The 25,500-nt window shown below is 46.7% G+C and carries 22 protein-coding genes; 8 read left to right on the top strand and 14 right to left on the bottom strand.

Features of this window, described 5'->3' with window-relative positions:
* Positions 1-14: 14 nt before the first annotated feature.
* Positions 15-3,164 carry a S8 family serine peptidase gene (locus tag AAAA73_RS05910; RefSeq protein ID WP_340597265.1) on the top strand — a complete coding sequence of 1,050 codons (3,150 nt, stop codon included), beginning with the start codon at positions 15-17 and terminating at the stop codon, positions 3,162-3,164.
* Positions 3,165-3,224: 60 nt separating this feature from the next.
* On the opposite strand, the gene AAAA73_RS05905 is transcribed toward AAAA73_RS05910, so the two are convergent.
* Both AAAA73_RS05905 and AAAA73_RS05900 read right to left on the bottom strand, forming a co-directional pair.
* Positions 3,225-3,446 (bottom strand): hypothetical protein, encoded by a 222-nt coding sequence (locus AAAA73_RS05905; RefSeq protein WP_340597264.1) that lies wholly within the window; start codon positions 3,444-3,446, stop codon positions 3,225-3,227.
* Between the two features lie 131 nt (positions 3,447-3,577).
* A complete protein-coding gene (locus AAAA73_RS05900) occupies positions 3,578-5,602 on the bottom strand; it encodes a response regulator (RefSeq protein ID WP_340597263.1) in 2,025 nt (674 codons plus the stop codon).
* Between the two features lie 240 nt (positions 5,603-5,842).
* Between AAAA73_RS05900 and AAAA73_RS05895 the strand changes: the two genes are divergently transcribed.
* From AAAA73_RS05895 to AAAA73_RS05885, 3 genes are all read left to right on the top strand, one after another.
* Entirely contained in the window at positions 5,843-6,109 is a 267-nt protein-coding gene (locus AAAA73_RS05895) for a hypothetical protein (RefSeq protein WP_340597261.1), read from the top strand.
* A gap of 69 nt (positions 6,110-6,178) precedes the next feature.
* Positions 6,179-6,946, top strand: a complete 768-nt coding sequence (locus AAAA73_RS05890) for a TfoX/Sxy family DNA transformation protein (protein ID WP_340597260.1) — start codon at positions 6,179-6,181, stop codon at positions 6,944-6,946.
* A 79-nt stretch (positions 6,947-7,025) separates the two neighbouring features.
* Positions 7,026-7,406, top strand: coding sequence for a hypothetical protein (locus AAAA73_RS05885; RefSeq protein ID WP_340597259.1), 381 nt, complete (start codon positions 7,026-7,028; stop codon positions 7,404-7,406).
* A gap of 57 nt (positions 7,407-7,463) precedes the next feature.
* On the opposite strand, the gene AAAA73_RS05880 is transcribed toward AAAA73_RS05885, so the two are convergent.
* The 3 genes from AAAA73_RS05880 to AAAA73_RS05870 all read right to left on the bottom strand — a co-directional run bounded on the left by AAAA73_RS05880 (position 7,464) and on the right by AAAA73_RS05870 (position 10,748).
* Entirely contained in the window at positions 7,464-7,982 is a 519-nt protein-coding gene (locus AAAA73_RS05880; protein ID WP_340597533.1) for a LysR family substrate-binding domain-containing protein, read from the bottom strand.
* 131 nt (positions 7,983-8,113) lie between these two features.
* A complete protein-coding gene (locus AAAA73_RS05875; RefSeq protein WP_340597258.1) occupies positions 8,114-10,282 on the bottom strand; it encodes a TonB-dependent receptor plug domain-containing protein in 2,169 nt (722 codons plus the stop codon).
* A gap of 10 nt (positions 10,283-10,292) precedes the next feature.
* On the bottom strand, positions 10,293-10,748 hold the full coding sequence (locus AAAA73_RS05870; protein ID WP_340597257.1) for a hypothetical protein: 456 nt from the start codon (positions 10,746-10,748) through the stop codon (positions 10,293-10,295).
* Between the two features lie 98 nt (positions 10,749-10,846).
* On the opposite strand from AAAA73_RS05870, the gene AAAA73_RS05865 reads away from it, so the two are divergent.
* On the top strand, positions 10,847-11,245 hold the full coding sequence (locus AAAA73_RS05865; RefSeq protein WP_340597256.1) for a hypothetical protein: 399 nt from the start codon (positions 10,847-10,849) through the stop codon (positions 11,243-11,245).
* A 23-nt stretch (positions 11,246-11,268) separates the two neighbouring features.
* Positions 11,269-11,394, top strand: a complete 126-nt coding sequence (locus AAAA73_RS05860) for a hypothetical protein (protein ID WP_340597255.1) — start codon at positions 11,269-11,271, stop codon at positions 11,392-11,394.
* Between the two features lie 8 nt (positions 11,395-11,402).
* Here the strand turns inward: AAAA73_RS05860 and AAAA73_RS05855 are convergent, their stop codons facing one another.
* From AAAA73_RS05855 to AAAA73_RS05840, 4 genes are all read right to left on the bottom strand, one after another.
* Positions 11,403-12,137, bottom strand: coding sequence for a lysophospholipid acyltransferase family protein (locus AAAA73_RS05855; protein ID WP_340597254.1), 735 nt, complete (start codon positions 12,135-12,137; stop codon positions 11,403-11,405).
* Between the two features lie 3 nt (positions 12,138-12,140).
* Entirely contained in the window at positions 12,141-13,235 is a 1,095-nt protein-coding gene (locus AAAA73_RS05850; RefSeq protein WP_340597253.1) for a TIGR04552 family protein, read from the bottom strand.
* A 48-nt stretch (positions 13,236-13,283) separates the two neighbouring features.
* Complete coding sequence (locus AAAA73_RS05845; RefSeq protein WP_340597252.1) at positions 13,284-13,931, bottom strand: hypothetical protein; 648 nt, start codon at positions 13,929-13,931, stop codon at positions 13,284-13,286.
* Positions 13,932-14,091: 160 nt separating this feature from the next.
* Positions 14,092-16,827 (bottom strand): zinc-dependent metalloprotease, encoded by a 2,736-nt coding sequence (locus tag AAAA73_RS05840; RefSeq protein ID WP_340597251.1) that lies wholly within the window; start codon positions 16,825-16,827, stop codon positions 14,092-14,094.
* 107 nt (positions 16,828-16,934) lie between these two features.
* Between AAAA73_RS05840 and AAAA73_RS05835 the strand changes: the two genes are divergently transcribed.
* Both AAAA73_RS05835 and AAAA73_RS05830 read left to right on the top strand, forming a co-directional pair.
* Complete coding sequence (locus tag AAAA73_RS05835) at positions 16,935-18,353, top strand: peptide MFS transporter (protein ID WP_340597250.1); 1,419 nt, start codon at positions 16,935-16,937, stop codon at positions 18,351-18,353.
* Positions 18,354-18,512: 159 nt separating this feature from the next.
* Positions 18,513-19,280: a 4-hydroxy-tetrahydrodipicolinate reductase gene (locus AAAA73_RS05830; RefSeq protein ID WP_340597249.1), complete on the top strand. Its 768-nt coding sequence runs from the start codon at positions 18,513-18,515 to the stop codon at positions 19,278-19,280.
* Between the two features lie 12 nt (positions 19,281-19,292).
* On the opposite strand, the gene AAAA73_RS05825 is transcribed toward AAAA73_RS05830, so the two are convergent.
* From AAAA73_RS05825 to AAAA73_RS05805, 5 genes are all read right to left on the bottom strand, one after another.
* Positions 19,293-19,949, bottom strand: a complete 657-nt coding sequence (locus AAAA73_RS05825) for an isochorismatase family protein (RefSeq protein ID WP_340597248.1) — start codon at positions 19,947-19,949, stop codon at positions 19,293-19,295.
* Between the two features lie 49 nt (positions 19,950-19,998).
* Positions 19,999-20,409: a hypothetical protein gene (locus tag AAAA73_RS05820; protein ID WP_340597247.1), complete on the bottom strand. Its 411-nt coding sequence runs from the start codon at positions 20,407-20,409 to the stop codon at positions 19,999-20,001.
* 169 nt (positions 20,410-20,578) lie between these two features.
* The gene (locus AAAA73_RS05815) at positions 20,579-22,729 is read right to left on the bottom strand and encodes a 3-hydroxyacyl-CoA dehydrogenase NAD-binding domain-containing protein (protein WP_340597246.1); all 2,151 of its coding nucleotides are present in this window, start codon (positions 22,727-22,729) and stop codon (positions 20,579-20,581) included.
* A 31-nt stretch (positions 22,730-22,760) separates the two neighbouring features.
* Positions 22,761-24,104 carry a thiolase family protein gene (locus AAAA73_RS05810; RefSeq protein WP_340597245.1) on the bottom strand — a complete coding sequence of 448 codons (1,344 nt, stop codon included), beginning with the start codon at positions 24,102-24,104 and terminating at the stop codon, positions 22,761-22,763.
* Between the two features lie 293 nt (positions 24,105-24,397).
* Positions 24,398-25,315 carry an HNH endonuclease gene (locus AAAA73_RS05805; RefSeq protein WP_340597244.1) on the bottom strand — a complete coding sequence of 306 codons (918 nt, stop codon included), beginning with the start codon at positions 25,313-25,315 and terminating at the stop codon, positions 24,398-24,400.
* Positions 25,316-25,500: the final 185 nt, after the last annotated feature.

Below are 25,500 nucleotides of genomic sequence, written 5' to 3'. Positions count from 1 at the left end.
CGTGAGAGGGCCCTATGAAGATGTTTAAATTGAATACACGCCAAAGAAATATTTCAACGCTGTTAATTTCGCTGTTGGTCCTTGCGGGCTGCAGCCCCTCCCAGCCTGATTCCCCGATCTTCAAATCGGACCTGTTAGACGGCCTTTACAGCACCAGATCCACGATTGCGGAACCCTCCATTTTCATCATCAAACTGTCGTCACCGGCGCTGTTGGAGACTGCTGAAATGAAAGATGGAAAACCACAAATCGATCCGGATTTGGTGAAAGCCATCCAAAACGAGCAGGAAAAAACATTCGCGGAACTGCATAAGATTTCCCCCGACATCAGAGTTCTAATTCGTTACCGCCTGGTTCTAAACGGAATGGTAGTATGGGCCCCGGCTGATGCTTTGGAAAAAATCAAACAAATTCCAAACGTCGTCATGACGGAAAAGTCAGCCCAATTTGCAAGACCTCAAGATGAGAAATCCGAATTCAACGAAATCGGCATGGTGGGTGCAAAGACCTCTGTGAAATTCATTGGCAGCGAGGCGGCTTATGCACAAAACATTCGCGGTCAGGGTAAACGCATTGCCGTGATCGATACGGGTATCGACTATACTCACAAAATGTTGGGCGGCCCGGGCACTCCTGATGCTTATAAAGCCATCAATCCTTCGGCTGAAACCTCGGCGTTCCCGAATCGCAAAGTTGTGGGCGGGATCGACTTGGTGGGCTCAGACTACCAACCCGGATCAGACGACCCAAAAAAGCGCATCCCTCTTCCTGACGTAAATCCTTTGGATGAAGCCACGCACGGAACCCACGTGGCTGGCAGTGTCGCCGGTATTGGTGACGGCGTGAACACTTATGACGGTGTTGCACCCGACGCAGATCTTTATGCCGTGAAAGTATTTGGCCGCTCAGGGGGCACCAGCGACGAAGTCGTGATCGCAGCCCTTGAGTATTCTGCTGACCCTACGGGTGACTTGAGTTTTGCAAAACAAATGGACGTTGTGAACCTTTCCTTGGGCTCCACTTATGGCAGTCGCCATGTGATGTACGGGCACGCAGTTAGAAACCTGGTTCGCGGCGGTACTGTGGTGGTGGCTTCCGCCGGAAACTCTGGCGATGCTCCCTACATCGTGGGTGCACCTTCCATCGCAGACGATGCGATTTCAGTGGGCTCCAGTATTGATGACTCTACACATAACACCTCATTCCCGGCCGCTGATTTTTCAATCAATGACCAGGAAAAGCTGACTCTTGAAATCAGTGAATCCGTCACGTCCTCCCCTTTGGCAAAAATGCCGGAGGCGCAAGGTGAACTGGTTTTCGCAGGTTTGGCTGATAAGGACTTCGACAGCGTCACCGCAGCCCAGATCCAGGGAAAATACGCCTTGATTGATCGTGGTGGAGTGTCTTTTGCTGACAAGGTTAAACGCGCGCAAGCAGCCGGTGCATTGGGTGTTATCATTGCCAACAATGCCCCTGGCGAAGCTGCGGGAATGTCGGGCCTGGATAGCGCAAAGATTCCAGCCGTTATGATCTCCCAGGATTCCGGAAAACAAGTGAAAGCGCTGTTGGCCAAAGACACAGTTATCGTGAACTTGAAATCGGCTTCAAAAATTGAAAAGTCATGGCTTGCAGACACGATCTCCCCGTTCTCTTCCCGTGGCCCAAGATCAGACGATGGTTTGATCAAGCCAGAAATCACCGGCCCAGGAACGAATATTATCTCAGCGGCCCGCGGCTCTGGCGATAAAGGCGTGAATATGTCAGGAACCTCCATGTCAGGTCCTCATATTGCCGGTGTGATGGGTTTGTTGAAACAAAAGTTCCCGACTTTGACTCCCCTTGAGTTGAAATCAGTTCTATTGGGTCATGGCAAAGTGATCTCTGATGAAAACAAGAAAACATACTCTATCGCCCGTCAGGGTGCTGGTCGCGTGCAAGTAGCTGAAAGCTTAAAGGCCCAGGTCGTGACGACTCCTGCAACGCTTTCGTTTGGGATCACGGATATTGAAAAGGGCAAAGTCCTTTCCAATAAAGTCACATTCAAAAATATTTCTGACAAGACCGTGACCTTGAATCCACAATGGAAGGGCTCTGCAGCGATGCAGATCACGGCCCCTGTTTTGACTCTGGAACCAGGTCAGGAGAAAACAGTTGAAATCACGGCGGCACTCAATGCCTCCCTGATTATGAATACCAACGAGGAGCTTGATGGCTTCTTGAAATTCTCTCAAGGCGACGAACAATTGCTGCAAATGCCAGCATTGGTTGTCGCCCGCAAGATTTCCCGAATTAAAGCAACGGCACTGGAAGTAAAAGCGACGTCTGAAGACGACGCCACCGGCAGTGTTGCGACATTGAAGATCGAGAACACATCGGCAAATCCAGGTGACGCTTATCTGTTTACTTTGTTGGGACAGGATGCGCGCAAAGCGGAAAAGAAAGCAGACCTGATTCACAATAAGAATTGCGACTTGCAATCCGCTGGCTATCGCCTGATTACGGACTCCACTGGGAAACGCTCTTTGCAAGTGGCATTGAAACTGTACGAGGGCATGACCACATGGCATCGCTGCGAAGTGAATGTGCAGATCGACTCCGATGGCGATGGACTGGCTGATCAGGAATTGGCGGGCCTTGTCGGCAGCAGTCTTCCCGGTCTTGCGACAGGGAAATTTGTAAGTCTGCTTCTGGATGGAAATCGCGCACGCGAGCTTCGCAAATTCTATGATACGGCAATTACGGCAGGTACGGCTTACGAAGAGGACTATTCATCAGCGCTGCTAGATGCCTTGCCGATGACGACATTTGATGGTTCAACCCTGGCAATCATCACAGCTGATGCCTCCTTATTGGCGACCTCGGCTACCGGGGAATTGAACATTAAAGTCTCCACCACTCATCAGGACAACTATGCCCTGGAGTATGACGATTATCTGTCCAACGATAAAACCTGGTCCAAGATTTCTTTGAACGATCTGGGACAGGCTTATACTGATATTCCGGAGGTGGTGTCACTGGAAGGAAAATCCAGCACTACAATCAACCTTAAGAAAGGTTATAGCGCTGCGAATCTGGTGATTTATTCTCCACAGAATAAATCAGTTCGCGATCCTCTTGCCGAGGACACTCAATCGCAAATCATCTCTCCAAAATATGGTAACTAAGAAATAAAAAAAGCGGGTTTCAGACCCGCTTTTTTCCGCTTCAAATTTTTCTGCAAACCACTATCTTGTCTTGGTCTCTTTGCCTTTAGCTGGCATTTGCACCGTGATATCCTGAGCCTTTTCGCCCGTGATACTTTTCTTCACCGCACGCAAGAATGGAGTTTCTGTGACTTCCCAAACCGTCACATGTTCACCCTCTGCTGTTTTAGCCGGGCTTGATGCGCATGCTGCAAGGGAACTCATCGCGATTGCTGCTGTAAGGATTTTAAGTGACTGTCTCATCTTTGTACTCCTAACGGTCTTCCTAAATGATACCATCTTTTCGGAATGCAAGGACCTTACCATGAGTCTTTGGTGTTAAATTGGACCTGAAAACGAGTGAGTGTCTATTTAAGTGGCAGCTGTTAACTGGGTTACTTAGGCTTGCCAAGGACTTCAGCAATCTGTACCTGAGCATGCTTCGCAAGCACGGCATACAGTAAATCCGATGACAGCGGCTTGGTTAGATAGTCATTACATCCAACACTCAGGCAGCGATCGCGATCCTCTTTCATAGCATGGGCTGTGAGAGCGACGATGGGGCCCTGATAACCTCGGGCACGCAGCTCGCGAGTCGCGGTATAACCATCCATACGTGGCATTTGCATGTCCATCAAAATCACATCATAAGCATTTTTAGAAGCCTTCTCCACAGCTTCAACACCATCAAGTGCTGACTCTGATATCACACCTTTTTTATTTAAATAGTGTTTTATCAAAACCTGATTGTCCTCTGAATCATCTGTCACCAAAACAGTCAAACCACGCAGATCCACTTCGGTCTTAATCTTTTTTTGAGTGGCAGTGACGTCCAGACTGTCAGTTCTAACCATTCCCATTTTCGGAACAGATAAACGAAAAACCGAGCCCACACCTGGCGCACTTTTCACCAGCACCACGTCCCCACCCAGTGACCGGGCGAGCTTTCTTGATAGCACCAATCCCAATCCGGTTCCTTCATATTGACGAGTGCTGGAAGCATCCACCTGAAAGAAATTTTGAAACAGCCGTCCCTGCTGATCCTCAGGAATACCTATCCCCGTGTCACTGATATCAAACACCAGATCATGACCTGCAGATTCAACAGACAACCGAACAGTTCCTCCGACCGTGAATTTAAGAGCGTTATTGATCAGATTGACAAGAATTTGCTTTAAACGATTTCGATCCGTCATGAACTCCATACCGTGCAAAACCGCCGCCACTTTAAAACTTAAAGTGACATTGGATTTACCAGCCTTGACCTGCATCATGCTGCCAATTTCCTCGATGAACGGATCAATCTGAACCGCAGCCAGCTCCACATCAATGTGCCCGGATTCCACCTTGGTGATATCCAGAATATCATTGATTAAGCGTGACAGGTTGTGACCTGTGCTCTCCATCACTTCCAGATACTTAAGTTTTTCCTCAGTACTCACCTGGGGATCCTTTAAAATTTCAGTCATACCCAGAATGATTCCCAGCGGAGTGCGAATCTCGTGACTCATGTTAGCCAGGAACAAAGTTTTGACCTGGTTTGCGTTTTCCGCCAGCAGTCTTTGAGAAATATTTGATTCCAGATCTGCACTCATTCGATTGATCGATACCGCCAGCTCCCCCAGCTCGTCTTGCGAGTGCACCGGCACGGTCACTCCCAAATTACCTCGGCCGATTTCTTTGGTGGCATAGTTCAATTCCATCAAGCTTCGATTCAGACCCTTTGCAAATGAGAAGGTCAAATAAAGGCCGGTTCCTTCTATCGTCACGACTGCCAGAACCAATAATAACATCAACAGGTTTTCCAGCCAGCGCGATCCTTCTGCCAGGACACTTGAAAACTCCATCTCATAGGCTGTGAGTTGTTCATTCAGCACATCGATTTCAGTAAGAATCCGTTTTACTTCATTCTGATCCACATTGGACTGGGAGAAAATACCATGCAGTTCTTCTGCTTTTTGAATTAGGACATTCAATTTCTCGTCAGCGGCAGTCCATGCAGCCACTGCACGCTGAATATAACTTACCGACCCCCAACTGCGAAGGATGCGAACCACCCCTGGGATATCATCAGGATGTACGCCACCTTGAAGGAATCCCTCATAAACCACTTTAATATCCGGATTTGCTTTTTCCAGCTCCAGACGAGCTTTACGATCCCCCAAGGGAACGGTCATATTGCGATGAAAATCATCATAGTAGTTTTGATCTTTGGTGAAAATATAAGATGTCAGACTGTGAATCGCGTTCTTTTGCGCCTTGGACCACATACCCTCACCGCCCACGAAGGCACGCACTGACGACAACGTCGACAACGCAAAAACCAACGTCCCCAATTCGAGGACGATCAACAAGGCCATACCGCCAACAACTGCGTACAGCTTTTTAACTACTGAGAGGTTTTTCCAAAAATTAAACACGTTCAAAATTCCAGTGCCTTCTTGTAACGAATGTTCGTCCTACAACTCAAGTATAAATGACCAAGTGTTTGATTTCTTACCAAGACGCAATATAACCTCCCACGAAAAATGAATCTTTTACCGCCCAAAGACCTACGGTATTTAGCAGCCTCATGACTTCTAACTGTTCCCTAAAAACCGGACTGTACGCGGACTTCCCGCCGGCGAGATGATGGCGTTATAAGTTCAAGGAGGAAGTCCATGAAAAAACTTATCGCCTTCGGTGTGATCTTAATGTCGTTCAGTTTTGCTCACGCTGAAAAAACGCTACTTGAAACAGTGATGCAGGATAGAAACTCAAGTCCATCCAAAATGGATACAACCAACGAGTCTCGCCGGGCGCGACAAGCCAGCGCCGCTGAATACCTGCGCCAGCACGAGCCGTCAGAGCGGATTTATATCGAGGAGCGTGTTATTGAGCCTCGTTATCGCGATCCAGGCAAACGCGTTCCAGTAGAATCTCCATAGGCACATACTGATTTTCAATAGCGGCTTTCTTTGCTTGATTAAAGCAAAGAAGGCCCCTAGAAACCAGTCATGGCGAAGGAACCATTAGAGCTCAAATGGATTGAAAATCTGCTACCTGCAGAAGGTTATCGCCGTAAAGCCATGTTTGGCGGATTTGCCTATTATTTGGATGAGAAAATCATCCTGATCACATTTGAAGCCACCGACAAAACTACCGACAAGCCCAAGGACAAAATAAACTGGAACGGCTGCATGTTTCCGGTGGAACACGAGAATCAAGCGCGCGCCTTGGCTCAATTTCCCATTCTTAAACCTCACAAGATTTTACCCAAGTGGCTTTATCTGCCGCTTGAAACCGAAGGCTTTGAAGAGTGGGTTTCCGATATCCTTAAGGTCGCCCTTCGCCCCCACAGCATCTGGGGCAGCTTTCCCAAAGAGAAAAAAACCGCCAGCAAAACCCGCAAAGGAAAGTCCGCCAAGACCGAGCCACCCATTCCCAAAAATCTGGATACCCGCCGACCACGGATGTTCTCGGATGAGGACCCCGTAGAATTGCTGCAAAAGGCCAAAAAACTATCCGATCTAAAAAATATCGGCCCCACACTAGAGGCTTTGCTGCAGGATGCCGGAATCAAGACACCGCAGCAAATGCACAAGCTTGGCTGGCAGAAAACCATGGTGAAGCTGGTCAAAGTCCATCCGAAGACCAATCACTCCATGTATGCCTATACAATCATCACCGCCCTTGAGAACAAAGACTTTGGCGGGATGTCTGAAGCCCAAAAAACTGAAGTTCGGGCTTACATGAAAACCCTGCGCGACCGCCTGAAATCCTGATCTGTTTTGCTCTTGACTCATTTTCACAATAGAGAGCATAGTCGTTGCGTCATCTAGTCTTTAATCGAAAGGTGTGTTTATGAAATCTCTAATTTTCGCTTCTTTGATCGCATTGTCTGCAACTGCAGCTCAAGCTTCTACTTTGGATGTTCACTGTACTTCTGGCGACGCTGTTGTAACTGCTGCGCTTAACATCGATGGCAAAGCTGTCACTGGCAACATCGAAGCTAACGGTTCTGGCATCGAAGATTTCAAAGCCACTGCAACTGGCAACTACATTTTCTACCCAGCTGGTTCTTACTACAAATTCGACGATCTTGAAGTGATCGAATTCTGGGGTGTTTCTGGTAAAGACTCTGTAGCTTACAAATCTGTTCGTGGCGAAAAAGGCGCATTCAACCAAACTCTTGTTATCAACAAGACAGCTGTTGAAGGCACTTGCGTAATCACTAAAAACTAGTTTTTAGTTTTACAGCGAAAACAAAAAAGGCACTGACGATGAGTCCGTGCCTTTTTTTTATTCATTTACCAAGTACAGACAATGAGTACTCCTCGAGAGAACCGACTTACTTTCAAGAATAAAACTAATAAAAGTCTTCAATGCTGAATCTTCGTCAGCTCGACGCCAAAAGACCCTGACCGGCAAAAACATATCCTTGATAGGAACAAAGCGAGTGTGCTCAGGTACGAAGTTGCCACTTCCAGCTATCGTCAGGGAAACACCTTTCCCCATAGCTACGAGAATAGGACAACTCTCCTCATCGTTCTTAATATATATTTTAGCTTTCTTATTCAAACCCTTCATCAGATGCACTATGCGGTCGTGAAACTCCTCGGCCTCTTTACGACTGTGCAGAATGATGGTTTCATCTTTCAAATCGCGCAACGAGACCTCTTTACGTTTTGCCAACGGATGATCAACTGGCAGCAACACGCCCAGATTTTCCTTCAGAACATCATGACTGTCTAATTCGGGATGAGAAGCGACCCCTTCCATAAATCCAATATCAAATTTCCCAGAATGAAGATGCTTCAGGAGTCAAAGCTGGAGCTGCAGTAATTTCGGAACTTCTTTCGGGGTAACCCAGTTCCCTTTTCGTACTGCTCTGCAGAACCGATATCGGTTCTGCATGGAGCCAACAAATGCAAAATGATCAAATCAAGATGTTAGAGATTTCCGCGAAGAGACAACAAGAACTGGCGTCCGCGCAGCGGGCCCCAGATATGAAAGTTGTCCAGGTGATAGTGATCTCCGTGCACGTGCCATGTCGTTGGACTGTCGCCGGCGCCCGTTTGGGTATAATCGAAGGCATTTAAGATCGCGAAACCTGCATACAGGTTTTCACTCAGTTGCCGCTCGAAATTCAGATCCACTGTAAAGAAGGTCGGTGACTTTTGAAACTTTTGATCGGAAGTAAAGGTCTGACCGAATGTGGGGCTCAACGGATCGGTGTCAGTATAAGCAACGTTATAGTGATCTCCGTAACCATAAGCCGAAAGATCTCTCTCGCCCACAACAGTTACGCGCTGAGAAGCCGTCCATTTGCCCCAAGTCACGTTGGACATCACTGACAAGCGCTGCTCCACAGCTGCCACTTGCAGTTTTTCCTTATATCCTGCCGGATAATGGAAAGACTCAACCAAACCTTCGACAGTCCAATCATGCGTGATACGACGACCATAACTGAAATCCACGACCGAAACCGTGTACGGCTCCTTGGAGCTGATAAACAATGTCGGAAGCTCCTGATCCGCACGATCCAACCCATAGGCCATGTTTTCAATGCGGGTTACGTGAGTGCTGAATTCAAAGAAATCATCAAGCCGTTGTCCTGAGAGAGAATAGACAAAGCTTTGGGCAATTTCCAAATCATCAACGTCGATCACAAAACCATCGTGATACATTCCGTGCTGACTTTCAAAAAGTGTCAATGGCGAGCGATACCCGACTCCTGCCGACAAACGGGACGTCAAAACAGAGTCATGCACATGCTTATACATCGCACGAGGTGCGAAGACTGTTTTATCAATTTTCTTATCAAAATCCACCCAATGGGTTTTTACGTTATCCAGACGCAAAACCATCGACAATTCATTGGCTTCATCTATGAACCAGGTGTCCTGGGCAAAACCACCAAAGGAGTGGTAGTTCAAATCATCTTGAGTCAACGATGGAACACGGTCCACATATAAAGTCTGTGAAAACGAATCCATGAACTGATTTTTGGAATCCACCCCAAACGTCAGCAGATGACTGTCGGATGCAAGCTTTTGATACTCAACCATCCCGACCCATAATTTGTCATCGTTGTCATAGTCATAGCCGTGGGAGTAAATTGCATGGGAGGTCTGGTGAGCCCCACCCAGACTGACTTTCAGACTGGAGTCCTGATCGATCTGTTTGCGATAAACAGAAGCGATTTCGTAACGATCCAGAAATACATTCTCTGTGATTTTATTTTCCGCACCGATATATTTTTTACGAACATCACGATCCACAAAATCGTCTGAGTTCGCAAGTGTTGTCGGCGGCGCACTTAGTTCCAGATCATTCATCGAACCTCCGATGGTCTTAAGCTTTCCGTAACTAAGACGGAGGCTCACTTCATCGGTTTCGTTTATTTTGTGGGAAAGTTTCGTGAGGGCTGTGAAGGTTTTCTGACTTGGCAGTTCTGAAACGCCGTTATCATCAATATCAATGGGCTTGATTTCGCCATATTGCACACCCAGCAACAGACCCGTTTTTTCGGTGAGCTTTCTTGTGCCCAAAACTGAAATATTCTTTTGCCCGTCATTGGCTAAAGAAACCGCACCTTCGGCACTGTTTGTGACGATCTCTTTGGTCACAACATTAATGGCACCACCAATGGACTCTGGCGCGGTCAAAGCCGCCCCGGTGCCACGATAAATATCAATGGAATCCACTCCACCCAATGGAATAGCTTCGACGCCATAAAAGCCGGAAACTGTAGAATGCAAAGGCAGACCATCGATCAGGATCGTGGTGTGCTCACCCTTCATACCATTGATGGTTACGCGCTTCGCTCCGCAAAACGCACAGGCTGTTTGCATATCGATGCCGCGAACGTTTGCCACTGCTTGCGCAAAGGTTTGCGCCTGCTTTTTTCGAATATCACTGGCTTTTAAAGTTTCGACACGATTGATTTCGTCTTTTTTGATTCTAAGGTCATTTTCAGACTTGTCGGTGATAATAACTTCAGGCAGCTGAGTGACTGACTCGCCCGCTGACGTACTTTGAGCAAAACTTGATGTCGTAAATAAAAGCGCCAGAGTCGAAAAAAACACTTGGCGCTTTAAAAGAATCGAATAACTCATGGAATCCTGATTAGTGTGCGTGAACCTGCATGTTTACACAGCGATTTGTGTGAAAATGATCGCCATGAAGCCATTTCAAATTGAAAGAGTTGATGTTTCTAAGGTCAATTTCCTGGGGATTCAAAAACACGGCGATTTGATCTTGGCCGTTTGCCGCCGTACCGTACAGCACACCTGCTTTTTCAGGATGGATCTTAACAGTGATTGGAGTTGGAGCTGCGTGACCGTGGCTGTAGCTAGTTGAAATAACCGCGTACCACTGATCTGGGGTTTGCTCAGGACCTGTATAACCAACGTCAGTAACGAAGAGCATGCATTCTGATTTGGAGATGGCATCCACACCCTCAAGAGCAAGAAGAGTTCCTTCTGGGAATCCACCGTGATCGTGATCATCACCGTGAGCAATCGCTGTATTTGCCAAAAGCGAAAACACCAAAACTGCTGAGCCTAATGCGATTTTAAACATAAAACCTCCCAATGAACTGACTTTTATTGCAAGTTACTTGCAATTGCAAAGGTTTTGTCCTAAAAATCCTTATGCCCCAAAAGCTGCGCCTACGAAGCATGAATATTTTTTTGGTTTTACTTATGAATCTCATGGGTTGGCCCGCTTTTGCTGAGACTTTGGTGGATTTTTCAGATGGAACCCAATTGAAATCCGAAGACTTATTGGCCCAGGGAAAAACTCTGATCTATATCGAAAAAGACTGCGCGCCCTGCCGGATCTATGTGTTCGACATTAATAGATGTGAGGATGATATCAAAAAGAACATCCAACTTGTTTCTCTTAGCACGCCGGCACAAACCAAAACCATGGCCCGCACGCTCCCTAAAAGACTGCCGCTGTTTATCCTAAAAGATCCGAGCGCAGCAAAGGCATACACAAGCACACCCACTACAAAAATCAAAGATATTCAAAAAGTGGGACGACTGACTTGCGAGGAACTTAAAAAACTGCTTTAGTCTTTGCAACACGGGGAATTTAGATGAACTCTGACCAAAACCTTCCACAAGAAGATTCACCAGGCCAATCCAAGACTATGCTAGTTCTGGGTTTGACCTTCGTTCTTCCGATCATCATCACTTTAATTGCGGTTTGGATTCTTGTTTAACCTGGGCCTTATTTCGCATCTGGAAAATAAGGCAGCATCAAACTGCGAACGTGCTCCTGCAATTCAGGACGCTGATCAATTGTATATTTCGTAGCATCAACAGGTGGCAAAACTTCCAAAGTGATGGTGTGAGTCCATACTCCCCAATTCGGCAGAAAGCTTCCTTTCGGCATGATGGCAGCCGCCCCTTTTACGATAACAGGAACAATCGGTGCTTTCGCGTTGATTGCAAAAATAAACGGGCCAGACTTGAACGGCCCCAAAGTTTCTTTATGCTGGCGAGTGCCTTCTGGTGCCAAGGCAAAACGTTCACCGTTGGCGATGCGTTTTTCCGCCTCTTTATAAACTTTAAAAACTTCCTCACGACGATGGCGGGCAATCGGCAGAATTCCTGCGCGCTTCATGCCCCAACCAAACACGGGAATTTTAAAGAGTTCAATCTTTGCCCCGAAGCGGAAGCTCCCCAGGTAGCCTGACATCGCAAAGATATCAAAGAAGCTGGTGTGATTAAATACGTACAGGTAGCCACCCTTGGCTTCTTTGTGAAAGCCTTTAACGACCACTTTCACACCGAACATCCAGCAGCAACCGCGAGTCCAGAAATAAACAATCTGATCTTCCAGCCAACGATTCGGATAAATGAAGGTCACCAAAATCATCAGTGCAGAACAAAAAACTGTGTGAATTGGCAACAGTACTGAAGCCAAAAGAGTGCGTGGATAAGAAAGCAACTTTAGAAACATGATTTAACTCTCAGGGAATAAACGTTTGCGAGCAGCCACACGTTGGCGCTCTTTGTAAGCCTCGTGTTCAGAAGGGCCCGATAGCACTTTCTGATGAGCAGCCTGATCCATAATCTGCACTTCGAATGGATAAAAGAAACTGAATGCCTCTTTGCTCCCTTGGGGTTTGATATGAATCAATTTACGGGAAATAAATTTAATAAAGCGATAATCGGAACCAGAAAAGAAATTTTCCTTACGCAGGAACTTGGCACTGTCACCCATCTCTTCCAGTTTTTGATCAAAGGCAGCTTGGATGCTTTTCTCATCCATCACATCCAGTCGCTGGGCAAGTTCATCGCAAACCTGCATGAACGATTCCACCGGAAACAGATTGTTGGAACTTTGATCCGGCATGATGTGCGGAAAGCTGATCACATTTTCACGGACCAAGAAGCGCACGACCTGGAAGGTATCAAACAGATTGCGCGTAATAAAACGCACACCCAATTTATCAAAGATCTTCATCGCCAAAGCATCGGGCTTTGCCAATAGTTTGATAACGGTGCTGGAAGAGGTCTTAAACGGTTTTACTTCGAAACCCAGAAGCTCCAAGGACTCCGGATTCTCACCCGTCCCCTTTAGGAAAGTGCGATGAGTGGTTCCGTCATGAAAAATCGCATCCTGAAATGGCGTCAGAATCTGTGACTGAATTTCTTCAGAGAAAGTACTGAACAGGTCATTCTCGGCATGCACAAAGACGTGGATGCCTCTTAGGATGGCACAGGCCCAGCGTTGCATCATGGCCTGTTCTGGATCATTGGAACTTGCATATAAAAGCAGCTGACGGATGTCTCCCAGTTTTTTGGGATCCAGAAAGATCTCGGGAATTTCAGCGTCGTTGAAACCCAGCTTTTCAACCATCAACACCAAAGCGCGACGATGATAGTACCAAAGCTTTTCCACATCAGACTGTTGATTGGTGTCGAAACCATAACTCAAAAGAAACGCAGAGGCTGCGTCCAAGGTATGAATGCTAAGTTTGGGGATATCGATAGCGGAGCCACCGCCGACAACTGAACCAAGAATAGAAGAATCGAATAAGAAACGTTGAGGCATTATGCCTCTATCTTAGTTAGGATAGAGGCTCAGGCAAGACGCAGTGCCTTAGTTAAGGAGGCCACAAGTTGGAACCCAGAATGACCCCATTGTTTGCTGCTGCAGGGAACTACCGTCTACAGAAGAGTAGTTTTTGAAGTAAACTGTACCGTAGGCATTGTTGTTATCGTAGTAACCATCAAACCCAATCCAGCCGTACTGGTCTTCGAAAGTCACTGTGAACTTGCGAGTCGATTTATTCAGCACACCATTATAGGCAGATGTGAACTGAACTTCATATGCTGGAATCTCTTTTTGTGTTGATGAATCGATTGTGCCTACCAAAGAGTCTCTGATTTGAACCAAAACTTTTGAGTTTGCCTTGTCAATTTGACCTGCGGAATCAAAACGCAGATTCATTGTCAGGAAAACACCGTTGGCAGCGCTGCCAGAAGCATCAATGGATCCGAAAGCAGATCCCGGCAAATTTGTGGAAACAAAGGATTTAACCGCTGCTTCGAAAGCTGATTGATTGCTTGGATAGTAAATTCGACCGATTGAAGAAGCACCAGTTGAGCATGTTGAGCTTGTCGTGATTTCACCACCACGTTTAGCCACTCGCACAGCTGAATCGCCTTTCTTTGCACAAGCCGAAAGACCCATGGCCAATGCCATCACCAGACCCAGCGTAAGTTTAGAAAGAACAGACGTTTTCATAAAGCCTCCAATGCTTTTACATAGAGGCAAGCCTTGTTCCAACCATGCCAGGCTTATATTCGATCTGAAGCGAAAAAGGCGTCTCACACTGAGACGCCTTTTAGAAACTGACATTTTAGGGATTCGACTGTCGAAAAGGGTGCCAGGTCCTGGCACCTTTTTATAGCGCCTGAAGGACCTTCACTTGAGCTGCAATCCAACCAGAGGCCTTGGAATCGATTTTCCCTTCTTTAAGCAGTTTATCTGCCAAAGCCACTTGCTCTTCGCGGTTCAGGGAATCAATGAACAACAACGGATCAACAACATGTAGAAGTTTGTTGATTGTTTCCGCAAGGGAACCACGCACGTGCGCGCGCTTCACTTCCAATGGGAAGGACATGCCCTGAGAAGACAGGATATTCATCATCGCAATACGCTCAGCAGACGTCAGGAAAGGCACGCCAACCGTGACCGTCTTATCCCCCTGCTCACCCACTTTAACATCCAATGGTTTTTGCGTAGCCAGGACCATATCCAAAGCCAAGTCACCCAGGACATCTGTATCGGCTTGCTTAACCACTTCCGATGGCAGAATGTTGCTGATGACCTTCACACCTTTATCAGTCTCCACTTGAGCTTTGATAACCGGAAGAATGTCATGAGCCGCCTCAAAGATGACCTTTTTATTAAGCGCTTCAATCATCACGAAGAACTTAACAATTTTCTTTTGCTGTTCTGCCGTTAATTCATATTCACGACCGGAAAGCGTTTTGCCCTTGGCAAGGACACCACTTTGGGCCAAAGCCTCAACTTCTTTGATAAACCAATCCAGGTCCATTTCGCCCTTGGAATTACGTAGCAAACCATTCAACATGGCCGCATACCCACCAAACTCTGAAGTTACATTGTCTTTCGTTTTAAGGAACTTGGCTGTTTCCGCCAGATGCGCCAATCTCAATGCATCAAACGCTGGATCCTGCCCTTTACGAGCATTCAGAATTCCACCGCTTTTTGCTGCATCCAAAGAAACCAGGTTCTGAGCACGAAGAGAGTTGTTACCAGCCATCTCAGACGTTTCAAACAGAACCTTGCCTACGAATGACAAGTCGATCGCAGCTTTGCCCCATTTGAATGTATCACCGATCACAGTGTCGAGATCATTCACGACTTCCGGTTGATCCCCTGGGTACATACGACCCATGATCGATGCAAATAGAACGTTAACCAGGTTTTCTTTTTCATCACGACCGTCCAAATATTTTCTCAGCAATGGATTATTGCCGTTATCGAAACGCTCGCAACCATAGATCGACATTTTTTGAACATTCGCAAGACTGATGTCTTCGTCTGTGCAGTACAAAGAGATCTTAGGATCCAAAGCACTGTCATCAGAGGAGTAAGCCCAAGCCATCGCCATCTTATCGTAAGACAATGCCGAGTGCTTGATAAACGCAGAGTTCAAAACATCATCCACGCCACTCACGTAGTCCATGATACTTGTGGAAGTCTCCAAGCCCGGATGATTTGGATCTTTCAGATAGGATTTGGAGGAGTCATAGATTTCCTGAGTCGTCGCTTTCGCAGAGAATGAGCCTGCGAAATTATGACGAAGCCCCAGCGCGTGGCCCAATTCATGGGCAACCGTGGCGCGAACACTGTCCTGAGCCAGACGCAAACGTTGCGAGTCCGGAGCCTCACGAGTCAGTTTTTGCAAAGATTGAATCTTTTGAGAGAAGTCACAAGCCACCGCACCTGCTGCCACTGGAGAACCGCCATTCAACTGAACCAACTCCCCGGAACCCACTTTCGTGAATACGGAAGGCATGAACACTTGCGCGCGCAAAATTTCACCCGTCAATGGATCTGTCTGGCTGATCGCATAGGCAGCACCGGCATCCAACCAAGTTACCCAGCGAACCATGATCGTACGATCTTTGGGAGCTGATTGCGGGTCCACACCTGTCTCCACCTGGATAACGTCTTTACCGAAAACTTTATTCCAGTACAGAGCGCCGTCCTTAACGGCGTTCACATAATCAGCGGGCACCGCTGCAGAAATACGCACAGTGATCGGCTCACGCCCCTCAGAGACATCCCATTTCGCGATGTACTTAATCGCATCCTTACTCATGGAAGGACGCGCCAGGCGAGTCACGAAGAAACCCACAGAGCGGGATTTATCGAATTCTTTGGATTGAAACTTGGATTCAAGACGATAAGCACGAATCTGGATATTTACCGCCAGAGTCTCTTCGCGGGTCTCGACCGCAAGTTTATTGCCAGCAGCCGCTTGGCCCACCAGACTTTGAACTTTGGAAACCTGCTCAAGTTCAATGGCGTTGTTGGTGATTGCGATATTACGCGTGAAGGAATCCTTCACAGGAATGGCGGACACAGAGCTTTCCGTCAACGGGTCATTCATTCCCTCGCCGAAATCCACGTCATAGGCATTTTGCGCAATCAGGGATTTAAGACCACGACCCCAGTCAAAAGTGATCGTGCTTTCGTCCTCACCAATGATGGCGAAAGTCTGAATTAGGTTTTCTGTTTGCAGCTCTTCGTAGATGCTGTTGTAGTTTTGCCCCAACAAAGCCATGCGGCTGCCGTATTTTTCAAAACTCACCACTTGCGGTTTCAAATCATACCACTGCGGCGTGGAACCACCGGTTTTACCGGAAGCGATCAGCAAAAAGATTCTTCCCAAGGACGATTTATTGATTGTCAGGCACGTGGCATTTTCGCAGCGAGCCGCAATTTCCGTGGACTGAGTTTTTGGAAGAGCAAAAGAGTCGACGATAAGCTCGGGTGCCTGCTTTTTCGCAATGATAGGACCCACATCAAAGCCGTTTGTACAGCCTGTTACAAGAACAGTTGTAAGCACCGCGCCGAAGGCAAATACACTCTTAAAAACTGACATTGTGGAGCCCCTCCATTTTTCAGGTGTCTTTATCTCAAAAACTTGCCAAGATCAAAAGTCTCATTAGAAAAAAGAAGTAATCGTCAACCTTATGTACAGAGAGGCCTATGGCTCAAACATCAGAGAAAACACTATTTGGACACCCACGTCCCCTGTTTACACTTTTCTTCACAGAAATGTGGGAACGATTCTCATTTTACGGCATGAGAGCGCTCCTGGTGCTTTACATGGCCCAATATCTTTTTCTTGAGGCCGATCAGGGCAAAAATGTTTGGGGCTACGGAGCTTTGAAATCCGGGATTGAATACTTTTTTGGTCCGCAATCTCCGCAAGCTTTGTCCTCCCATATCTACGGTTACTATATGGGCCTTGTATATTTTACTCCCTTTTTCGGGGGTATGATCGCGGACAGATACTGGGGCAAGCGTCGCGCGGTTTACGTGGGCGGTATTTTGATGGCCATCGGTCACTTCCTGATGGCTATTGAAAGCATGTTCTTTTTGGCTTTGTTGTTCATTATCGCTGGTAATGGTTTTTTCAAACCGAACATCTCCACCCAAGTTGGCGAGTTGTATGCGCCGGAAGACAAGCGTCGCGATGGTGCCTTTACAATTTTCTACATGGGTATCAATCTGGGTGCGTTCTTCTCACCATTGGTTTGTGGCACCTTGGGACAAAAAGTGGGCTGGCACTGGGGCTTCGGAGCTGCCGGCATCGGGATGCTTGCAGGTCTGTTGATTTACCACTTCGGTGGCAAACATCTGCCATCTTCTGAGCACAAAGTTTCCATCAAGGAAGTGGAAGCCCAAGCACACAAACCACTGACTAAATCCGAATGGACTCGCACATGGGCATTGACCTTCATGTGTGCCATCACGATTTTCTTCTGGGGCGTTTACGAGCAACAAGGCAACACGTTGCAGTTGTGGGCGGATCAATCCACTGATTGGAATTTCTTTGGTTGGGAAATGCCTTCCACCTGGTACCAATCCTTCAATCCATTTATCATCTTCCTATTCGCACCGATTTTGGATCGCGTCTGGATGTGGCAAGCTCGTCGTGGCAAGGAAAACACCACAGCCATGAAAATGGCGATTGGTTGCTTCATGGGCACAGCCGCGTTGGGCTTGATGTTCTTTGCGGCAAAATCCGTGGGTCCTGGCAAAGGCACGGCATTGTGGCTTCTGGGTTCAACATTCATGCTGACAATTGGTGAACTTTATCTTTCTCCGATTGGTTTGTCTTTGGTGACTAAAGTTTCCCCTAAGAAAATCGTTTCGATGATGATGGGTGTTTGGTTCCTGGCTTCCTTCTTCGGAAATACTGTTTCCGGTTGGATCGGCAGCATGTACGACAAAATGCCGAAGGAACAATTCTTCCTGCTTCTGGCAGCTCTTGGATTAATTCCAGGTGTATTGTTCTTCTTAAGTAACAAAGTTCTTACAAAATCATTGAACTCAGCTGACGAAAAAAAGTCAGGCAGTGCCGGTTCCACTCTTGGATCGCACGCCGAAGCAACAGTCTAACTGACTGATAATACAGGGGTGCGCACTGCGCATTGCGCACCCTTTCTAATATTTCTATTCTAAGCTTCTAAAATATTAAGTTAATTCATTCAAAGGGTGTGGAATCTTCCATAGTAATTTTCTAAGAGAGTAGGGTCACTTTCTTTACAAGGGAGACCTATGTCTTTGAAAGTCGGACTATTTGGATTTGGAAGAACAGGCGCTGTCGTTGCTGGCGAAATCGCCAAGGATCCGGACTTGTCACTGCAATGGATCTGCCGCAGAAACGTCGAAAACACCCAACACTTTGCCAGCCGGGTTCTGGGTTACGATTCTGACTTTGCTCCCTTCATCACTGCTGATCATCTGACGGAGGAATTTTTCAAATCCCATCCGGTGGATCTGGTCATTGATTTTTCCACGGGCACCACAACTCAGGTGTATGAAAAGCTGGCTCAGCACGGAATTAAAATCGTCAGCGCAATTTCAAACTACAATGACTCAGAACTCAATCGCGTAAAAAGCATCAGCAACAACACTTCGGTTCTGTATTCACCAAATATCACTCTGGGTATTAACTGGCTGCTAATGGCTTCGAAAATTTTGAAAAGCATGATTCCCCATGCGGACGTTGAAGTGGTGGAAGAACACTTTAGACAGAAGAAAGACATTTCAGGAACAGCTCTGAAGCTGGCTCATCATTTGGACCTGGATCCCAATGAACACGTGAATTCCATTCGTGTGGGCGGTATCGTTGGCAAACACGAAGTGATCTTTGGACTTCCCTACCAAACCATCCGACTGACCCACGAGAGCATCAATCGCGCGGCCTTTGGCACCGGCGCCATCTTTGCGGCGAAATGGTTGCGCGACCAGCCCCATGGTTTTTATTCCATGGAGCAAGTCTTGCAACAATCCTTCAAACAAAAACTTCGCGAGATGCAGTAGTCAGAGATCCGACTACATCATTTCGGATTGACTGCTGTACCCGTCTGGTGGCGCCTGAAAGCGCGAGTTCGCATGCATCTCGCGATGTTCAGTCACTAGGGATCTAAAGACCTCACGGCCTTTTGCCGCCAACGGAGACTTCCAATCGCGGAACCACTCTGCCACCATGGCAACACTGGTATTTGGAATAGCACCAGCCTGGATCAGTCGTTGAATAGCCATTTCATGTTCTTCCTTGGATTGACCGCCGACAGCATCAACCACGAAGGTCACTTCAAAATCATCCTCCAATGCATCCACCACTGGGAAGGCCAGGCAGATCTCTGTCCACAAGGCACAAAACACCAGACGCTTTCTGCCGGTTGCTTTCACCGCTTTTAGGAAGTTTTCATCCTCCCAGGCATTCATGGAAGAGCGATCGATTTCCACGACTCCTGGAAGAACACCTTTCAATGCTTTGATAGTGGGTTGATTCACGCCCATCTTAACTCCGACCGAGCTTAATACCACGGGGATATCGAACGCCACTGCTGCTTTCGCCAGCTCACAAATATTTGTTTCCACCATCCGGGGATCACCAGATCCGATGCCTCGGAACATCTCCGGCTGGTAGTCGATCAGGATTAAAGCACACTCACTGGCATCCCAAGTGGCACGATTGCGGCTCATAAAAACTCCTTGCTGAATAATGATGTTTTACATTGAACAAATTAGTTTATTATTTGCAGGGTGTTGGCAGTGAAAGCTCCACCACACCTTTGGGTGCTGAAAATATCAATAACCGCTGATGGTAAATAATTTTTAAAGTCTCTTCGAGTTTTCCATTAAAGGCTGTTTGCGTGAACTCCACCTGTCCATTGTTGTCCGTTTCAGAATTGCCGGAGTTAAGACCCGCTTCCCATTTAAACGCCACTCGCTTCACCGGGATGGTAGCGAGGCTTTCACCCTGGGGATGACAGGAAACCTGTATCAGATAACGGTATCCAATAGAGCGAGGACGCGCACTGAAGACCCGATCCACATTGATTATGTGCGTGGATAAAGCCTGGGCCCAGACCGTACAATCTGTCATAACGACGGCAAGCGCCGCTACCAACTTCAAAGTGGCTTTGCATTTAAAGATTTGCATGAACTTTATTGTCTGATCACGTCCCGTAAAAACCAATAAGGGTGCCGAAAAAACAAAAGCCGAAGCAGGTTACTGCTTCGGCTTCGGTTTAGTAAGGTTGTCTTTCAAATAGTCACATTCACAACCAGGTCCCTTGATAACTCAATAGGACCCTACTTCTGAATGGCGATTACTTGTAAAATTTAGCGTTTGATTTAGCCATGTTCGACAACGGCGTCGCTGGCTTCAAACGTTTGGCATTTCGACTGGACGCGTACATTGCCAATTGATCAGCAACATACTGTGAGCCAATGCTGTCTGCGTACTTCAACAATCCACCACGGAATGGCGGAAAGCCAGTACCCATGATCATGCCCAAGTCTACTTCATGTGGAAGCTCCACGATGTGGTCTTCAATCAATGCCAAAGAACATTCGTTCACCATCGCAAACACACCGCGCTCGATGCATTCTTTGGTTTGGTGAGGATTGCTTGGAGTACCCAAGCCCAATGCTCCGTAAACCGTTTGATCGACGTCACCACGTTTGCCGTCAGCCTGGTAGGTGTAGAAACCCTTGCCATTCTTACGACCCAAGCGACCTGACTTCTCCAAAGCTTCCATACAAGGCGCCATTTCAATGCGCTCGCCGAAGGCTTTCTTGAAGATTTTAAGAACTTTAATACATACATCCAAACCAACTTCATCCATCAACTCGAATGGCCCCATCGGCATGCCGAACTCTTTCACGTAGGCTTTATCAACCACTTCGATGCTCATACCCTCTTGCATCAACCACGCAGCTTCTGCCATGTACGGAAGAAGAAGACGATTCACCAGGAAGCCCGGGCCGTCTTTTACCACGACAGGCATTTTGCCCATTTTTTTGGTCAATTCAAAAATAGTCGCGATAGTTTCATCAGACGTTTGAGCGCCGCGAATAACTTCAACCAATGGCATTTTGTTCACCGGATTGAAGAAATGCATTCCCGCAAAGTATTCAGGACGTGGATGACCTTTTGCCATCTCTGTCACTGACAATGAGGAAGTATTCGTTGCGATGATTGCATCCGGGCGCATTTGACCAGCACACTCGCCGATCACCTTTTGCTTGATGCCCATATCTTCAACGATGGCCTCAACAACAACATCCAGGTTTTTGAAACCGGAATAGTCTGTCGTCACAGATACTGAATCCATTTTTTGCTGGAACTGATATTTGTCGATGGATTTACGTTTTACCAACTTCATCCACAAGTCGCTGGCGTGCTTCAAACCTTTACCCAATGCTTCCGGGCTCAAGTCCTTCATGCGCACTTGAATGCCTTTGTCAGCCGCGACGTAAGCGATACCGCCACCCATCGTACCAGCACCCAGGATGCCAAGTCCTTTGACTTCTTTTGGTTTTACATCCACACCAGACACGCCGGTTTGTTTTTTAACCATTTCAGTCAAATAGAACACGTGTATAAGGTTTTTGGAAATATCAGTGATACCCAACTCACAGAAGCCTTCACGCTCAATGCGCATTCCCGCATCGCGATCACTCATGCCATAAGTTTTTTGAATCACGTCCAACGCTTTCAATGGCGCAGGATAATGACCCTTCGTTGCTTTCATCACGCCTTCGCGTGCTTTCTTAAACACAACGCCTTTTGCAGGTCCTTCTAGAACTTTATTAACCATTCCATTTGCCTGGAATTTTTTGCGACGTTTTTGACCGCCACCTGCGATGATTTCCTTGGCCCATTTGATCGCCTGTTCATCCAAAAGATTTTGATGAACCACTTTATCAACCAAGCCTGATTTCTGCGCTTTTTTGGAGTTCACCGCTTTTCCAGCAAGGATGATATCCAAAGACGCCTGAAGCCCCATGATACGCGGCATACGTTGCGTACCACCGAAGCCCGGCAGGATACCCAATTGAATTTCCGGAAGACCAATTTTTGTTGAGGAATCATCAGAGGCAATACGGTAGTCGCAAGCCATGATGAATTCACAACCACCACCCATACACGCACCGTTCACAGCCGCGATTGTTGGCATTTGAAGATCTTCGACCATGTTCATGATCTCTTGACCGGCTTTAACCGCGTTATTGAATTGATCCGGCGTCGTCATGCCTTTGATCTCTTCGATGTCAGCACCCGCGATAAAGATTTTCGGTTTCATGGATTTAAAAATCACCGCTTTATATGAAGACTTACGCAGCTCTTCAACCACGTCTTTCAGTCTCATCATCACCGGTGTTGAGAATTTATTAACTTTTTCACCAACAAGATCGAACTCTACAACTGCGATCTCACCTTGAGGTTTAATTCTGATACTTTCAAGCATAGACATTTTTGTATACTCCTGGATGCAAATCGCTTAATTAGTTTTCGTTCTCAAGAATCATCGCTCCACCTTGACCGCCACCGATACAAAGTGTTGCCAGACCATGTTGCACGCCTCTGCGTTTCATCTCTTTTGCAAGAGTCAAAACGATACGTGTGCCTGTTGCGCCAACGGGGTGACCCAACGCAATCGCGCCACCATTCACGTTCAGAATTTCATCACGAATCTCGCCCACTTTTGCAGACAAGCCAAGTTTCTCTTGAGCAAACTTATCGGAATCCATTGCCTTCTGACATGCCATCACTTGCGCAGCGAATGCTTCGTTCAACTCTACCAAGCCGATGTCCTTCATGGAAAGACCCGCACGTTTTAGAGCCAACGGCGTTGCGTAAGCAGGACCCAATCCCATGCGCTCAGGCTCAAGACCTGCAAATCCGTAGGAACGAATTGTTGCAAGTGGTTTGTAACCAGCTTGTTCCGCTTTTTCACGAGACATCAATAGAACCATCGCAGCACCGTCTGTGATCGGACAAGAGTTACCCGCCGTGATCGTCCCAGTTGCTTTATCGAAGAATGGTTTAAGTTTTGCCAAAGCTTCCATCGTTTGTGTGTCACGAGGTCCGATATCGTCCGCAACCACTTCTTTGTATTCAGGTGCCAGATAAACAGGAGTGGATTCTTCCTTCATGCGACCTTCTTTCATCGCCTTGGAAGCCAGTTGGTGAGAGCGCAGTGCAAATGCATCTTGCATCTGACGATTCAAGCCCCACTCTTTTGCCAGGATTTCTGCTGTTTGGCCCATATTGATCCCAACGAAAGGATCTGTCAGACCCAACATCACACCAATTTGCGGGAAATATGGATCTTTCATGTTGCCCTGAAGAAGAGCTTTGATTTGATTCACGTCAGCTTTGAACAATTGCCACAAAAGTGGAAGCGCTTGTTTGGGACCTTTTGCTGCGAAAAGTTTTTCGTAGATGTCTTGGAATTTTGCCGGAGCCAATGTCGGAATTTGCGACATGGATTCAGTACCACCTGCCAGAATCACATCCATTGTGCCGGATTTGATTTTTTCAAAACCGTTGGAAATGGATTCCATCGCAGAAGCACAGTTTCTGTGTACTGTGTAAGCGGAAGTTTTCATCGGGATACCCGCATTCAATGCTACCACGCGGGAGATATTCACAGCATCCGCCGGATTCCCCGTATTACCCACGATCACTTCATCAACGGAATTTACATCCAGGTTCGTTTGCGCAATCAGTTGTCGAAGCGCAATTTGCCCCAGCTGTGCTGGATGAACTTTTTTAAGTTTTGTACCTGATTTAGCGAATGGTGTACGCACACCTTCAACGAGAACCACATCGCGTGGTGACTTCATAGAAAACTCCTGTTGGTAATTCAAATAACCACTGAAAATCGTACAGGTTTTTCATGTGAGGACCAAACACAAACGCAGAATTGCGAAGCGAGGTCCAGTTTCAACAAACTTTCACGCGTTGCTAAGGAGGTCGAGGGGCTTTAAAGAGACACTTCTTCAGTTTTCTCGAGGAGAAACAGAGCTTGAACTCTAAATTTTATCACGACGTGGTCCAGTTGTGGCCGCAACTAAAAGAGTTATGTTTCACATCCCCCGCTTCGCGCAGCCCAGAAAAGCTGCGTCATCTCGAGCTCCTAAAATTTAGAAATATTCATCCTTCTTGCTTCCGACAAGTTGTGAGTTCGGCAAAGTATTCTAAGATTCGCAAGATCATTAGTTCCACCAAGCGCAAGCGGCATCCGATGATCCACTTGAAGCTGATATCGACTTACACATTTCTCTCCGTTATGTTCGAATTCACATTGATGATTCGCATGTGCAAGTAGCTTTCTTCGATTTTTTATTGAAACGACTTTTCTATTATTGGATTTGTTTTTAGATGCGCCCGTAAAAATACACTCAGATTGCGAAGTAACTGACTCATTGGAAACTTGTTTTCCCAACTTTTTCTTAATATTCGACTTTACCAGGTATGAGATGAGTTCTGACCAGGTTGGATTTGGCAATACGTGCGAAAGCATTTCTTTGAGCTGATTCAACTCGTTCATTTGCTCTTCCGAAAATGTAATCTCCATGCGAACTGTTTCGTTGCGTTGAGGCTTCAATATCTCTTTATCTTGAATGGGGTGATTGAACTCAATAGCAAGAATCTTCTGAGTTTCATAGCTTGATTTTCTTTGTATGGATTCCAGCACGTCTTTAGCTTTTTCATTCGTAACTACGATTCCATCAGCAGCGGATTTAGCAAGACACTTTTGGACTTGAGTCAATTGTGTCAAACTCAAATCACCGACCTCGATTGACTTCTCAATATTCGGTAACTTCTTCAGCAAACGTGCCGCCTGAATTCTGCGGTAAGCAGCATCTTCAGAATATCTTAAATGTCCCGTCAAATACTTATAGAGCGAAGTGAATCCAAGATCGATATACAAACGACGAGACTCAATCTCAACCAAATGCCAAAGTATTAGATGCGTAATCTTACGTTCACTGAGCGCAAGTTTCTCTACACGATTTAGTAACTCAAAATTTGAAATTGATGCCAAATCCATATTCACCTCCGGAGTAAAATAATTAGAAACTTTGTATCATGAGTTTTAAAAACTCATTTTTGCTGATTTTCAAAACGAAACCTGCTCTGCAAGACTCACCCTAAAGACAACTCTATCGGGCTTAATTGCCTCGTGGAGCCGATATCAAAAGATCTGAACTCCCGAGCGTGTACGAAATTAATTTC

Source organism: Bdellovibrio sp. GT3, assembly GCF_037996765.1.
Classification (GTDB): domain Bacteria; phylum Bdellovibrionota; class Bdellovibrionia; order Bdellovibrionales; family Bdellovibrionaceae; genus Bdellovibrio.
This window is presented reverse-complemented; position numbering and strand designations above follow the sequence as displayed.

Coding starts and splice junctions, on each gene's coding strand:
- AAAA73_RS05840 (WP_340597251.1), bottom strand. CDS start 16,827: ATGTCAGTTTTTAAGAGTGTATTTGCCTTCGGCGCGGTGCTTACAACT.
- AAAA73_RS05850 (WP_340597253.1), bottom strand. CDS start 13,235: ATGCCTCAACGTTTCTTATTCGATTCTTCTATTCTTGGTTCAGTTGTC.
- AAAA73_RS05885 (WP_340597259.1), top strand. CDS start 7,026: ATGAAATCTCTAATTTTCGCTTCTTTGATCGCATTGTCTGCAACTGCA.
- AAAA73_RS05870 (WP_340597257.1), bottom strand. CDS start 10,748: ATGTTTAAAATCGCATTAGGCTCAGCAGTTTTGGTGTTTTCGCTTTTG.
- AAAA73_RS05895 (WP_340597261.1), top strand. CDS start 5,843: ATGAAAAAACTTATCGCCTTCGGTGTGATCTTAATGTCGTTCAGTTTT.
- AAAA73_RS05820 (WP_340597247.1), bottom strand. CDS start 20,409: ATGCAAATCTTTAAATGCAAAGCCACTTTGAAGTTGGTAGCGGCGCTT.
- AAAA73_RS05830 (WP_340597249.1), top strand. CDS start 18,513: ATGTCTTTGAAAGTCGGACTATTTGGATTTGGAAGAACAGGCGCTGTC.
- AAAA73_RS05805 (WP_340597244.1), bottom strand. CDS start 25,315: ATGGATTTGGCATCAATTTCAAATTTTGAGTTACTAAATCGTGTAGAG.
- AAAA73_RS05910 (WP_340597265.1), top strand. CDS start 15: ATGAAGATGTTTAAATTGAATACACGCCAAAGAAATATTTCAACGCTG.
- AAAA73_RS05815 (WP_340597246.1), bottom strand. CDS start 22,729: ATGTCTATGCTTGAAAGTATCAGAATTAAACCTCAAGGTGAGATCGCA.
- AAAA73_RS05855 (WP_340597254.1), bottom strand. CDS start 12,137: ATGTTTCTAAAGTTGCTTTCTTATCCACGCACTCTTTTGGCTTCAGTA.
- AAAA73_RS05890 (WP_340597260.1), top strand. CDS start 6,179: ATGGCGAAGGAACCATTAGAGCTCAAATGGATTGAAAATCTGCTACCT.
- AAAA73_RS05905 (WP_340597264.1), bottom strand. CDS start 3,446: ATGAGACAGTCACTTAAAATCCTTACAGCAGCAATCGCGATGAGTTCC.
- AAAA73_RS05865 (WP_340597256.1), top strand. CDS start 10,847: ATGAATATTTTTTTGGTTTTACTTATGAATCTCATGGGTTGGCCCGCT.
- AAAA73_RS05845 (WP_340597252.1), bottom strand. CDS start 13,931: ATGAAAACGTCTGTTCTTTCTAAACTTACGCTGGGTCTGGTGATGGCA.
- AAAA73_RS05825 (WP_340597248.1), bottom strand. CDS start 19,949: ATGAGCCGCAATCGTGCCACTTGGGATGCCAGTGAGTGTGCTTTAATC.
- AAAA73_RS05875 (WP_340597258.1), bottom strand. CDS start 10,282: ATGAGTTATTCGATTCTTTTAAAGCGCCAAGTGTTTTTTTCGACTCTG.
- AAAA73_RS05860 (WP_340597255.1), top strand. CDS start 11,269: ATGAACTCTGACCAAAACCTTCCACAAGAAGATTCACCAGGCCAATCC.
- AAAA73_RS05810 (WP_340597245.1), bottom strand. CDS start 24,104: ATGAAGTCACCACGCGATGTGGTTCTCGTTGAAGGTGTGCGTACACCA.
- AAAA73_RS05835 (WP_340597250.1), top strand. CDS start 16,935: ATGGCTCAAACATCAGAGAAAACACTATTTGGACACCCACGTCCCCTG.